The organism is Natronomonas gomsonensis (assembly GCF_024300825.1).
In the GTDB taxonomy this organism is placed as follows: domain Archaea; phylum Halobacteriota; class Halobacteria; order Halobacteriales; family Haloarculaceae; genus Natronomonas; species Natronomonas gomsonensis.
Map to the genome: position 1 here is coordinate 3274893 of NZ_CP101323.1, position 12315 is coordinate 3287207.

A 12315-nucleotide genomic window follows, 5' to 3' on the forward strand; every position below is an offset into this window, starting at 1 on the left:
ACGCTATGTACGCGTTCGCCCTGCTCGGCGATGGTGCCGAGCGCGCAGTAGAGCGACTGGCCGTCGCCGTCGAGGGCCGTGTCGGCATCGTTCGGGTCGGCGAGACCGCCACCGACGGCGGCGTGACGGCCGGATACGGGGACACGGAGTACGTCGTCGACGAGCGGTGGCAAGCCACCGGCGACGGCCTGTCCGTTTCGGACGCTCTCGACCGACTGGCGCCCGACCACGACTACGCGGCAGTCCTCGGTGACGACGAAACCGGGTTACCGACGATTGCAGTCGGTGACGGGGTCGACGACGCGGTCTTCGAAGCCGACGACGCGAGGAGTTTCGATACGGAGGCGGCCATCGAGGCGATTCACGGGACCGAACCACACGAGACGCTCGAATCGCTCGTCGCCGAGGTCAAACGGTCACAGTCGGCCGACTACGCTGGCGCCATCGCCACCTTCACCGGGCGGGTGCGGGCCAAAGAGGACACCGCAGACGACCGGACCCACTACCTCGAATTCGAGAAATACGAGGGCGTCGCCGAGCGGCGCATGGACACCATTGAGACCGAACTCGAAGAACGAGAGGGAATCCTGAACGTACGGCTCCATCACAGGACGGGCCGGATTCCGGACGGAGAGGATATCGTGTTCGTGGTCGTCCTCGCCGGGCACCGCCGAGAGGCGTTCCGGTCCGTCGAGGACGGAATCGACCGACTGAAAGACGAGGTGCCGCTGTTCAAGAAGGAGGTAACCGACGACGAGACGTTCTGGGTCCACGAGCGCGAGACGTAGGTGTGCGCCGAGGCAGTTGCTGGCGTGTAGCCGTGGTAAATTTGAGGTGAAATTGACCGATAAATAACTGATTTGGCGCCCCTCACCGACGATAAGGCCCGTATTAATTGCAAACAATATAGTTATGCAAAAATATTTGAGAAGAATTTATAAAACGTCTAAAGGTTCCTAATTGCTTTGTGAAACGTCGATACGTTTCCGCAAAACGTCCGAATCGATGCGAAGCGGCCCTAAGGTTCCTTCCTTTATATGTTGATACGGAAGATAGCCGTAAGTGAGGAGATAGAAAATGAGCGCAACTATGGAAGCCTCCACGGACACCAAGGAAGGTCGCCTCCGAACGTACCTGCGTCAGCGAGTGGAGGACGGTGAGGTCTACATCAAGAGCAAGTTCATCGCCGACGACGTGGACCTTTCCCCGAAAGAAATCGGTGCGCTGATGGTGAAACTGCGCGACTCCGCCACCGACATCGAAGTCGAGAAGTGGTCCTACACCTCCGCGACCACGTGGCGAGTCAGCCCGGCCTGAGGCGGCATCGAGACACAGTCCCACCGAGGCAGGCGCTTGCTTGCGCTCGGTCCCCGTTTTTCTGCCCCTGTCAGGGGATTTATCCGCGGCAATCCCCTTCCGTAGCGTGATGACCACTGCCGAACCGGCGTCGGATCACGAGGGACCGCCGCCGGAGGCCCTCCTGCCGTCGTTCCGCGTCACCGACGTGGAACGAGACGACGACCGACTCATCTACTACGGTCGTCCCCAGACCGAGTATCAGCGGCTCGAACAGCAACTGTGGCCGCTGTTCCGGGAGTACGGCTACGAGGTACGACTCGATGTCGTCTCCGACAGCGAACCCGACCCGATAACGGGCGTCGCGGTGACGGAGAACCGACAGGCGCTCGTCGCTGAACCCCGAAGCGTCGGCGTCGACAGCGTCCCCTGGACCAACGTCGTGATGTTCGTCGCGACGGTTCTCACGACGCTGTACGCCGGTACCATCTGGTACTATCAATCGGTCGAGGGGCCGCTGGACCTCCTCGCCGGCTGGCCGTTTTCGCTTGCGGTTCTCGGTGTCCTCGGTGTTCACGAGTTCGGCCACTACGCACTGTCTCGGTACCACGATGTCGAGGCGAGCCTTCCCTACTTCATCCCCGTACCGACGTTCATCGGCACGTTTGGCGCCGTCATCAAGATGAAGGGCCGCATCCCGAACCGGAAGGCGCTGTTCGACATCGGTGTTGCGGGGCCGTTGGCGGGTCTCGTCGCCGCCGTCGGCGTCGCCATCTTTGGGCTGTATCAGGACCCGATTCCGGTTCCGCCGGAGGTGCTGAACAGCGAGAGCGCCATCCAACTGGAACTCGGATACCCGCCGCTGTTGCAGTTCCTCTCGTGGGTGACGGGACAACCGCTGACCTACGAGAACCCCGCGTTGGTGGCGAGTCCCATCGTCTTCGGCGCGTGGATTGGACTGTTCGTCACGTTCCTCAACCTCATCCCGGTCGGCCAACTCGACGGCGGCCACATCATCCGGTCGATGGTCGGCGAGCGCTCCGAGACGATTGCCGCGCTCGTCCCCGGCGGGCTGTTCGCTCTCGCCGGCTACCTGTACCTGTTCACCGGCGTCAGTTCGAATGCGCCGTTCCTGTGGGTGTTCTGGGGCCTCATCGCGCTTGGGTTGGCGTACGTCGGACCGACGCGACCGGTGTTCGACGAACCCCTCGATAGAAAACGGATGGCTGTGGGCGTCCTCACCTTCGTCCTCGGTGCGCTGTGTTTCACCCCGGTTCCGTTCGAACTCATCGGTGCGTGAAGCCGCGGTCCGAAAGCGGCTCTCCGTCGGACAGAACATCGCCGTCCGTGACCTCGCCGATTCGTGTCACCTCGACCGGGGCGGCCGCTCTGAGGCGGTCGACAGCATTCTCCGGTGCGGTGAACACTAACTCGAAGTCCTCGCCGAAGTGAAGTCCCAACTCACGTCGCATGGCGTTGTCCTCGACAACATCGTCCACCGCCGGGTCGATAGGGATGTCGTCGTAGCGAACCGAAAAACCGCAGTCGCTCGCCGCCGCGAGTTGGTGCAGCGAGCGCGCGAGGCCGTCGCTGGAGTCCATCATCGCGGTAGCGTCGTCGCCGACCGCTCGGCCGGCAGCCACCCGTGGCTCGAACTGGAACAGTTCGTTCGCCCGCGCAGTCTCGCCGTCCTCGAACAGTTGGAGGGCAGCCCCGCTTCGACCGACCGAACCGGTCACACAGACGGCGTCGCCGGGAGCGGCACCGGTACGATAGACGGGGTCGTCGCTTCGGCCCACCACTGTCGTGGCGACGGTGAATTCGTCGTGGCCGTCGAGGTCACCGCCGACGTATTCGGCGTCGACGGCTTCACACACGTCGGTACAGCCACGAAGGAACGCTGCTATCTCCGTCTCACGGAACGACGGCGCACCGTACACCGCGACGGCTGCCGTCGCCTCGGCGCCCATCGCGGCCACGTCCGACAGGGAGGCCCCGACTGCTCGCCAGCCGGCCGTATAGCGGGTCGTTCCGTCGGGGAAGTCCGTCGTCTCGTGGAGCATGTCGGTCGTCACGACGAGGTCGTCGAGAACCGCACAGTCGTCGCCCGACCCCTCGACGTACTCGCCGACGAGCGAAAGCGCCGCCCGTTCGTCCATATCCGAACCTCTCCCCCTGCGGTCAAAGGGCCATCGGTGCGTTCAAGCGCCCGACGGCCGACCGGCAGGTATGGCGCTGGACGTTCGTGCGACCGTCGCGGGCTTTCTCGGCGCCGTGGTCGTGTTGGCCGTCCTCGCGGTCGTCGTCGGCGTCGGAGAACTGCTGTCGACGCTTTCGATGGCGCGTCCGCCGCTCGTCGGTGCCGTCCTCGTGGCGGCGTCGCTGTGGCTGTTCGCGTGGGCGCTGGCGCTTCTGACGGTACTCGACGCCCTCGATGCTCACATATCCGTTCTGCAATCGGTTGCGGTCTACGCCGGCGTGTTGTTCTCCAACAACGTCACGCCGTTCGGTCAGGCCGGCGGCGAACCGGTGAGCGCGCTCCTCATCTCGGAGGCCGCCGAGACGGAGTACGAGACGGCGCTGGCCTCGATTGCCAGCGCCGACGCGCTGAACTTCGTTCCGTCGACGGCGCTGTCGCTCGTCGGCGTGGCGTACTTTTCCGTCGCCGCGACGGCCGGGACCGAGGCGCTGCAGTGGGCGGCGGCCGCGGCCATCGGGTTGGCGGTCGCCCTTCCGGTCGTCGGCTTCCTCGGGTGGCGGAACCGCGGACAACTCGAAACCGCAATCGGACGAGCAGTAACGCCGATTGCGCGAGCCGTGGGTCGGTACGTCCCTCGAGTCGACCCTCCCGAACGGACGGCGGTCGAACGCCGCGTCGGTGGGTTCTTCGAGTCGATAGAGGCCGTCGCGACCGACCGGTCGACACTGCTCGCTGCGCTCGGCCTGTCGTCGCTGGGGTGGCTGGCGCAGGCATCGGCGCTGTGGCTGTCGCTGTACGCCCTCGGCGTCACGGCACCGATAGCGGCCGTCCTCGTCGCGGTTCCCGTCGGTGCGATGGCCAGCGTCACGCCGCTTCCGGGCGGACTCGGCGGCATTGAGGCCGCCCTCGTCGCCCTGATCGTCCCGCTGGCCGGCGTCAGTGGAGCGACCGCTGCGGCGGCGGTGGTTCTCCATCGCGGGGCGATTTATTGGCTTCCGACGCTTCTCGGCGGTGGCGTCGCCTCGGCGCTCGGCGTCGGCCGCGTGTGACCGCCTCACGACCGCCCTCGGGGGAGACCAACAGCGTTAAACGCGGGCGACGGGAATCGAATCGTAATGACGACGCTCTACGACGTGCCCGCTGAGGACCTCATCGAGGCGGTCGCCGAGAAGCTCGAATCCGAACTGGACGAACCCGAATGGATCAACTACGGTAAGACCGGCATCAGCCGCGAACTCCCGCCCGAACAGGAAGACTTCTGGGCGCGACGCGCCGCCAGCCTCCTGCGGAAAGTCGCCGTCGACGGCCCCGTCGGCGTCCAGCGACTCCGCACCCACTACGGGAAGTCCGTCAACGGGACGACCCGTTACCGCGTCCGTCCGGACCGCAAGACCGAGGGCTCCGGCAACGTCATCCGCACCGCTCTCCAGCAACTCGAAGACGCCGGCTACATCGACTCCTACGAGGGCCGCGGCCGCACCGTCAGCGGCGAGGGGAAGGCCCTCCTCGACGAGACCGCCGAAGAGGTCATCGAGGAACTCGACCGGCCGGAACTCGAGCGTTACGCCTGAACCTTTTTCCACGGTCGCTGGGAGCAGCCGGCAAAAACGTCCATCAAAAAGACACTTCGACCCGTACCTCCGACTTCGGGATACGTTCGTCCGCTTCCGACGAGGAATCGAGGAAGAACGCGCCGGTGGGTGTGGCCGAACGGAATCTGCCATACTGAAGAAACTCGGAGGGCACTATTTTTCACTCCGCACGAGTAACGGGTAGATATGAGCGGCGAACCCACAGACGAGGACCTCGAAGAACTGCGCAAGAAGAAGATGGAACAGCTCAAAGACCAGCAGGGTGGCGAGGGACAGGCGGAGGCCGCCGAGGCCCAACGCCAGCAGGCCGAAGCCCAGAAGAAGGCCGTCCTCCGGAAGGCGCTGACAGACGGCGCTCGCAAGCGGCTCAACACGGTCCAGATGTCGAAACCGGAGTTCGGCGAAAAGGTCGAACAACAAATCGTTGCGCTGGCCCAGAGTGGCCGACTACAGGGCAAAATCGACGAGGAGAAGATGAAGGAACTCCTCTCGGAGATGAAACCCGACTCCCAGAGCTTCGACATCAAGCGCCGATAGATGGAGTGCGGACTGCTGTTCAGCGGCGGGAAGGACTCCTCGTTGGCCGCGTTGCTGCTCGACCGGTTTTACGATGTGACGCTCGTCACCGCTCACTTCGGCATCACCGACGACTGGAAACACGCCCGCGAGGCCGCTGACGCGCTCGGCTTCCCGTTCGACGAAATCGAGATGGACAGCGAGTTTGCCGACGATGCCGCCGAGCGGATGCGCGAGGACGGGTTCCCACGGACCGGCATCCAGCAGGTCCACGAGGACGCTCTGGAGGCGGTCGCCGCCCAATACGACGTGGTCGCGGACGGAACACGTCGGGACGACCGCGTTCCGACGGTGTCGCGGGCGGTGGCCCAGAGCCTCGAGGACCGAAACGGGGTCGATTACGTCGCTCCGCTGTCGGGATTCGGCCGAAGCGCGGTCGACCGGCTCGTCGACGAACATCTCGTCGTCGAGTCTGGCCCGAGCGAAGAGATTCCGAAGGGCGACTACGAAACGGAGCTCCGGGCGCGCATCCGCCAGCGGTGGGGTGGCGACACGGTCCGAGAGGTGTTCCCCGACCACGAGCAGACGAGAGTGGTGGGGCGCAACGAGACCCAGACCGGCGGGAAGGGTCTCGGGGAAGCGAGTGCCTCGGAGAAGTGAGCGTCGAGCAGAGCGAGCCGTGAACAGCGAGACGGATGTCCGTCGGGCCGCCCGCAAATCGGCGCACAGCTTTTTGCCCCACCGTGTCATACGCTCCCACATGAAGTTCGTCATCGTCGGGTACGGTCGAGTCGGGATGCGCACCACGGACATCCTGGTGAACGAGGGTCACGATGTCGTCATCGTCGATGTCGACTCCGAGAAGGCTCAGCAGGCCCGCGACGCGGGGTTGGAGGTCATCGAGGGTGACGGGGAGGACGAGCGGGTCCTCGAACGCGCCGACCTCGACGAAACCGACGCACTCGCGGCTTTGTCGGGGGATTTGAACGTCAATTTCACTGCGTGTATGATAGCCAACGGCCACGGCTGTCGGACGGTGTTGCGAATCGACGAGGACTACCGACAGGAAATTTACGAGAAGTACGCGGCCGACGTCGACGAGGTGGTGTACCCCGAGCGGATGGGTGCTGCGGGTGCAAAGACGGCGCTCCTCGGCGGGAACCTGAACGTGCTCGCCGACCTCACCGAGCATCTGACCGCAACGAGCATCGACATCCCCTCGGAGTCGCCGGTCATCGGCCAGCGGGTCGTCGAGTTGGACCTCCCCGGCAACGCTCGGCTGTACGCCCACGGCCGACGCAAGGAACCGATGACGATTCCGCTCCCACAGACGAGAATCGAGGCGGGTGACCGCGTCGCGCTCATCGCCGAACAGAGTTCCCTTGAGTCGGTCCAGACGATGCTAACCGGGTAACGTCCGTTGGCGACGTGAAAAGCTCGGGCGCGCGATGGGGAGGATGGGGAAAGTTTGAGGCCGTCGGTGCGCGCCCATCCGTTGGGTGGTCGGGGTGTCACATAAATCCGCGTCAGACGGACGTGTGACTGGCGGCACGAGCCGCTTTCTCGCCGTCGCGAGAAACGACCGATGGTTTCGTCTCCGCCCGCTCGAAATCATATGTAGTTTCTGAAAACTGACATATGGCTGCCGGCGAAGGGTGAGCCATGGCGACGGTCGGGTCCACGGAGGGAGGGTTCGCGTTCGATTACAGTGAGGTGACCGGCGCCATTGGCGATTCGATGACGGTGTTGCCGTTGGTCGTCGCACTCGGGGCGCTGACACCGGCGTCGCTGCCGCATCTGTTGGGCGGGTTCGCGGTCTTTCAGGTCATCTGGGGACTCTACTACGGCCTTCCGCTGTCCGTCGAGCCGATGAAGGCGCTTGCGGGCCTCGCCATCGCCGGCGCCATCGGCTACGGCGAGTTGGTCGCTGCGGGTCTACTCGCTGGTGGTGTGCTACTCGTTGCCGGTCGAACCGGTGCAGTTTCGCGGGTCGCGGCTGTCGTCGGCGAACCGGTCGTCCGCGGCGTCCAGTTCGCAGTCGCCTGTCTGCTGGTCGTCGCGGCGGCGGACCTCGTTGCCGCCGCACCGAGCGTCGCCGCCGTCGGCGTCGGTGTCGCAGTCGTGGTCGCGGTCGTCTCCCGCCGCGCCGTCGCGCTCGCCGTTCTCGCCATCGGCTTGGGGTGGGCCGCCGTGACGACGGGCGTTCCCGCTCTCTCCGTCCCGTCGATGGCGCTGTTCCCGAGCGGCCTCCCGAGGCTTTCCGTCGGCGCCATCGAGGGCGTCGCCGCTCAGTTGGCGATGACGGTCGGCAACGCCGCCGTCGCCACGTCGCTTCTGCTCGCCGACTACTACGACGCCAACGTTTCACCCGACCGTCTGGCTGAGAGCATGGGGGCGATGAACCTACTTGCGGTTCCGCTCGGCGCGCTGCCGATGTGTCACGGTTCCGGCGGCCTCGCCGGTAAACACGCTTTCGGTGCCCGCACGGCGACGGCCAACGTCTTCGCCGGATGTCTGTACGCCCTCCTCGCCCTCCTCGCCGGCCTGCTCGTCGCGTTTCCGATGGCGCTGCTCGGCGTGCTGTTGGTCGTCGTGGCGCTGTCGCTCGCTCAGACGGCGTTCGCATCGACCGACAGGTGGCTGTTCGTCGCCTCGGTCGGCGGTCTGGCCGTCCTCACCAACGTCGGCGTCGCCTTTCTGGCGGGTGCTGTCTGGTGGGTATTCCGTTCCCGGGCGCCGCGCTTTTCGTCGTTGAACGACGAGTGGTGAGTATGTCTTGGGAAGACCTCTTCGAGCGGGCGGAGGCGTACGACGTGTCCCTCGAAGACGTGACTGAAACCCTTCGAAAGCGACGCGATGACCGGTAACGACCACGACCCCGACTACACTCGAATCGTCGCCGACGCCGACGTGCTGGCGGCGGACCTCCTCGTCGGTGGCGCCTCGCGGGCGACGCTCGATGTCCTCCGGGCGCACTCGTGGCTCACGCTCGTCGCGACCGAGCGGCTTTTCGACGACGCGGAGGCCGTCGTCGCCGAGTTGGCCGATGAGTCGCTGGCCGCCGACTGGCGCGAGCACCTCGAAGAGTGGGCCGTCGTCGTCGAGCAACCCGAGGGTGACCATCCGGCGCTCGCGGCAGCCTATCGCGGAAACGCCACTCAGGTCGTCTCCTTGGACGAGCGACTGTTGGGTGCGAAAGCCGCCGCGGCCCTCGGCGGGCGAATCGACGTGAGCGTCCGTCCACCGGATGCTTTCGAGCGCCTTTTCGACCCCAAGAGCATCTATGAACTGGCCTTCGAGGAGCAGTATCCGGGTCCCGACAGCGACTCTCGACGTTAGTCGGGGGTATTGAGGTTCTTCGCGGTCCGTCCGGTGAAGCGGTTCGGGAGGACGTTCGAAATCCGGGTGAGGAGTTTGTACTTCCAGCCGGTGACGACGACGGTGTCGTCCGCCTGCAGTCCATCGTAGCCGGCTTTCGCGACCATCTCGACGTCCTGCATCGACCCGCTCCCGAGCGGCGTGTTCTCGTTTTCGGCGCGGGACTGAAACTCCGTCTCGACGGGGCCGGGACACAACACCGTCACCGTGACGCCCTCCGTTCGGAGTTCCTCGGCGATACCCTCCGAGAAGTTCTTCATGTACGCCTTCGAGGCGTAGTAGATAGCCATGAACGGCCCGGGGAACCACGCGGCCGTCGAGGCGACGTTCAGGACGCCGCCGTGGCCCCGGTCGGCCATATCCCTACCGTAGCGATGGACTAGCTCGGTCGGCGTCACCACGTTCAACTGCAGTTGGTCGAGTTCCCGGTCGAGGTCGTTGTCGACGAACGCGCCCTGCGTCCCGATGCCGACGTTGTTGACGAGCACATCGACTTCGATGTCCCGGCGTTCGGTCTCTTCGTACAACGCCGCCGGTGCTTCCCGAGTCGAGAGGTCCTGAACGACCGTGTGGGTTTCGATACCATGGTCTTCTTCGAGCGTCTCGGCCAGTGCGTGGAGTTTCTCCTCGCGGCGTGCGACGAGGACGACGTCGTGGCCGCCCGCGGCGAACTGCTTGGCCAGCGCCTTCCCGATTCCCGCCGACGCGCCCGTCACGAGCGCGGTTCCATCGACTGCCATACCCGAGTGCCGTCCGAGACCGCCCTAAAGCTACGGGCGGGCTATCCGGGCCGTTTAATCCAGTCGGCGGTTCGCGTACCACTCGGCGAACTTCCCCAGGGCGCGACCGCGGTGTGAGATTGCGTTTTTGCGTTCGGCGCTCATCTCGGCGAAGGTGGTGCCGTCGTGTTCGAAGATGGGGTCGTAGCCGAAGCCACCCTCTCCGCGCGGTTCGACGATGGTTCCGGGGACCGCCCCTGTGAACAGTTTCACGGGCAGGTCGCTTCCAGCGACGGTGTCGTCCGTCGTCGCACTCGCCCGGTCGTCGGCCGAGAGGTCCTGTCCGCGGCGCTCGCCTGTGTCGACGGGTTCGGGCGAGGCCTCGAAGCCCTCGCCGTCGCAGTAGGCGATGACACACCGGAACTGCGCTCGGGTGGCGTCCTCCCCTCGCGCGAGTCGGCCCACCCGTTCGATTCCCAGCGTGTTCTCGACGTACGCCGAATACGGGCCGGGAAATCCGTCGAACCCCTCGATGTAGAGGCCGGCGTCGTCGACGATGACCGGTTCGTCGGCGAACTCGAAGGCCGACCGGGCGCCCTCCGCGGCGACGGCTTCCAGCGAATCGGCCTGTATCTCCGGATAGTCGTAATCGAGCGCAGCGATGTCGTCACCGAGGTACTCCTCTGCCTCCCTGACTTTCCCCTCGTTCGTCGTCACGTACCGAAGCATGGAGATCGGTTCGGCGGGAGAGCGAAAAGCCCCACCGATACGAGACGGCAGCGGTCGCGTTTCGCTGCCACCCTGAGGCTTATGCGCGTGTGAACCGTACGCACGGCCGATGACCGATTCGGATGCGGACCCGGACGAGATTCGCGACGTGCTGTTGGAGTACTCCGACCACCGGGCCGTCCGCAACGTGTTCAGCGCCCACCGTGGACAGGGGTCGGCGGACCTCACTGACTACGTCGAGGCGATGCGGGCAACCGACGGCACACTCGCACTCGTCGCCAGCGATGGCGCCGCTGACGTGTACGCCCGCTGGGACGGCCGCGGCGCACGCTACGAGCATTTGACGCTGTGGCCGCCGTGGAGCATCGGCGGCTACGACCACAAGGACAGCGCGACGCTGGCGACGTATCTCGGCCAAAAAGACGACCTCCGGCCGACGCTCCACGACTACACGCCCTTCGCCGACCAGCAGGTACTGTCGAGTCTCTCACACCGAATCTGGCCCTGAGCGGGGAACTCAGTAGTCGTCGTACGTCGGCCGGTCGTACTCGCCGGGGAACGCCTCGAGTGGCACCTGTTTCTGGTCGCCCGACGCCATGTCCTTCAGCGTCACGGCGTCGTCTGCGAGGTCCTGTTCGCCCACGACGACGACCGTTTCGGCGTTGATACCGTCGGCGTAGCCGAGTTGGTCACCGAACCCGCGACCCGTCAGATTCGACTCGACGACGTTGCCGGACGCCCGGAGTTGACGGGCGATATCGGCGGCGACGTCGCGGGTGTCACCGACCGTCAGGACGTAGTAATCCGTCGTCAGTTCCTCCTCGGGCCAGACGCCCGCCCGCTGACACAGCAGGCTCAGGGTGGCGTGGCCGATGCCGACGCCGACCGCGGGCGTCGGTTGGCCGCCGAACCCCTCGATGAGGTCGTCGTAGCGACCGCCGCCGAACACCGACCGCGACACCTCCCCGGCGGTGTCGAAGCACTCGAAGACGACCCCGGTGTAGTAATCCAGTCCGCGGGCGGTCTCCAAGGAGACCGTACAGAACTCGTCGGCACCGAAGTCGTCGGCGGCGTCGAGCACTGCACGCAGGTTCTCGACGGCCGACGCCACGCGGTCGGTGCCGGCGAACTCGACGAGGTCGTCGAGGTCGTCGGTCGCCAACACCGCATCGAAGGACTCCGCTTCCTCCCGTGTTAGACCGGCCTCGACGAGCAACTCGTGGTACTCCGCGTCGTCTATCTTCTGGCTCTTGTCGACAGCGCGAATCGCATCGGCGATATCCACGTCGCTGTCGAGGGACTCCAACAGGCCACCCAATATGTCGCGGTGGGAGACCCGGAACTCGAAGTCCTCGGCGGTCAATCCGAGTTCGGTCAACACGTCGGCGGCGGCCGCGAGGATTTCTGCGTCGGCTTCGGGGTCGGAGACGCCGAAGATGTCGACGTTCGTCTGGTAGAACTCCCGGAACCGGCCCTGCTGGACCTGTTCGTAGCGCCAGAACGGCCGCGTCGAGAACCACTTGATGGGCTTCTGTAACGCCTGCTGTTTGGCGACGACCATCCGTGCGACCGTCGGCGTCAACTCCGGCGTCAACGCGACGTTTCGGCCGCCTTTGTCCTCGAAGGTGTACAGCTCTTCGACGATTTCCTCGCCCGATTTGTCGACGTACATCTCGGTCCGCTCCATCGCCGGCGTCCCGACCTCTCGGAAGCCGTACCGACGCAGTTGCTCCTCTACGGCGTCGGTGACCTCCCGCCGGGCAGACATCTCGCCGGGGTAGAAATCGCGGAACCCCTTCAGCCGGTCGTACATGCCAACGGCTTCGAGAGGGGAGGCACTAAAAGGTGCGATTGTGCGTGGGAAGCGAGGCGTTCGCTACTCACG

At 65.3% G+C, this 12315-nt stretch carries 15 protein-coding genes; 11 read left to right on the forward strand and 4 right to left on the reverse strand.

What is annotated here, in order from left to right:
* The first annotated feature begins 5 nt into the window (after nucleotides 1–5).
* From NMP98_RS17330 to NMP98_RS17340, 3 genes are all read left to right on the forward strand, one after another.
* Nucleotides 6–788, forward strand: coding sequence for a molybdopterin synthase (locus tag NMP98_RS17330; protein WP_254859105.1), 783 nt, complete (start codon nucleotides 6–8; stop codon nucleotides 786–788).
* Nucleotides 789–1077: 289 nt separating this feature from the next.
* The gene (locus NMP98_RS17335) at nucleotides 1078–1317 is read left to right on the forward strand and encodes a DUF7123 family protein (RefSeq protein WP_254859106.1); all 240 of its coding nucleotides are present in this window, start codon (nucleotides 1078–1080) and stop codon (nucleotides 1315–1317) included.
* 109 nt (nucleotides 1318–1426) lie between these two features.
* Nucleotides 1427–2596, forward strand: a complete 1170-nt coding sequence (locus tag NMP98_RS17340; protein WP_254859107.1) for a site-2 protease family protein — start codon at nucleotides 1427–1429, stop codon at nucleotides 2594–2596.
* Here NMP98_RS17340 and thiL read toward each other — a convergent pair.
* Nucleotides 2583–3455, reverse strand: a complete 873-nt coding sequence (thiL, locus tag NMP98_RS17345) for a thiamine-phosphate kinase (protein ID WP_254859108.1) — start codon at nucleotides 3453–3455, stop codon at nucleotides 2583–2585. The genes NMP98_RS17340 and thiL overlap by 14 nt on opposite strands.
* A gap of 70 nt (nucleotides 3456–3525) precedes the next feature.
* On the opposite strand from thiL, the gene NMP98_RS17350 reads away from it, so the two are divergent.
* The 7 genes from NMP98_RS17350 to NMP98_RS17380 all read left to right on the forward strand — a co-directional run bounded on the left by NMP98_RS17350 (nucleotide 3526) and on the right by NMP98_RS17380 (nucleotide 8943).
* Nucleotides 3526–4545, forward strand: a complete 1020-nt coding sequence (locus NMP98_RS17350) for a lysylphosphatidylglycerol synthase transmembrane domain-containing protein (RefSeq protein ID WP_254859109.1) — start codon at nucleotides 3526–3528, stop codon at nucleotides 4543–4545.
* 66 nt (nucleotides 4546–4611) lie between these two features.
* Entirely contained in the window at nucleotides 4612–5067 is a 456-nt protein-coding gene (locus NMP98_RS17355; protein WP_254859110.1) for a 30S ribosomal protein S19e, read from the forward strand.
* A 207-nt stretch (nucleotides 5068–5274) separates the two neighbouring features.
* Nucleotides 5275–5625, forward strand: coding sequence for a DNA-binding protein (locus NMP98_RS17360; RefSeq protein ID WP_156710317.1), 351 nt, complete (start codon nucleotides 5275–5277; stop codon nucleotides 5623–5625).
* On the forward strand, nucleotides 5626–6264 hold the full coding sequence (locus NMP98_RS17365; protein WP_254859111.1) for a DUF7411 family protein: 639 nt from the start codon (nucleotides 5626–5628) through the stop codon (nucleotides 6262–6264).
* A gap of 100 nt (nucleotides 6265–6364) precedes the next feature.
* Nucleotides 6365–7018 (forward strand): potassium channel family protein, encoded by a 654-nt coding sequence (locus NMP98_RS17370; RefSeq protein WP_254859112.1) that lies wholly within the window; start codon nucleotides 6365–6367, stop codon nucleotides 7016–7018.
* A 248-nt stretch (nucleotides 7019–7266) separates the two neighbouring features.
* The gene (locus tag NMP98_RS17375) at nucleotides 7267–8373 is read left to right on the forward strand and encodes a putative sulfate/molybdate transporter (RefSeq protein ID WP_254859113.1); all 1107 of its coding nucleotides are present in this window, start codon (nucleotides 7267–7269) and stop codon (nucleotides 8371–8373) included.
* Nucleotides 8374–8460: 87 nt separating this feature from the next.
* Complete coding sequence (locus NMP98_RS17380; protein ID WP_254859114.1) at nucleotides 8461–8943, forward strand: DUF7384 family protein; 483 nt, start codon at nucleotides 8461–8463, stop codon at nucleotides 8941–8943.
* On the opposite strand, the gene NMP98_RS17385 is transcribed toward NMP98_RS17380, so the two are convergent.
* Both NMP98_RS17385 and NMP98_RS17390 read right to left on the reverse strand, forming a co-directional pair.
* Nucleotides 8940–9722: an SDR family NAD(P)-dependent oxidoreductase gene (locus NMP98_RS17385; RefSeq protein WP_254859115.1), complete on the reverse strand. Its 783-nt coding sequence runs from the start codon at nucleotides 9720–9722 to the stop codon at nucleotides 8940–8942. The genes NMP98_RS17380 and NMP98_RS17385 overlap by 4 nt on opposite strands.
* A 54-nt stretch (nucleotides 9723–9776) precedes the next feature.
* Nucleotides 9777–10430 carry a non-canonical purine NTP pyrophosphatase gene (locus tag NMP98_RS17390; RefSeq protein WP_254859116.1) on the reverse strand — a complete coding sequence of 218 codons (654 nt, stop codon included), beginning with the start codon at nucleotides 10428–10430 and terminating at the stop codon, nucleotides 9777–9779.
* Between the two features lie 109 nt (nucleotides 10431–10539).
* Here NMP98_RS17390 and NMP98_RS17395 point away from each other — a divergent pair, with 109 nt between their 5' ends.
* Nucleotides 10540–10938, forward strand: coding sequence for a hypothetical protein (locus NMP98_RS17395; protein ID WP_254859117.1), 399 nt, complete (start codon nucleotides 10540–10542; stop codon nucleotides 10936–10938).
* Between the two features lie 9 nt (nucleotides 10939–10947).
* Here NMP98_RS17395 and hisS read toward each other — a convergent pair whose 3' ends face one another.
* On the reverse strand, nucleotides 10948–12243 hold the full coding sequence (hisS, locus tag NMP98_RS17400; RefSeq protein ID WP_254859118.1) for a histidine--tRNA ligase: 1296 nt from the start codon (nucleotides 12241–12243) through the stop codon (nucleotides 10948–10950).
* Nucleotides 12244–12315 lie beyond the last annotated feature (72 nt).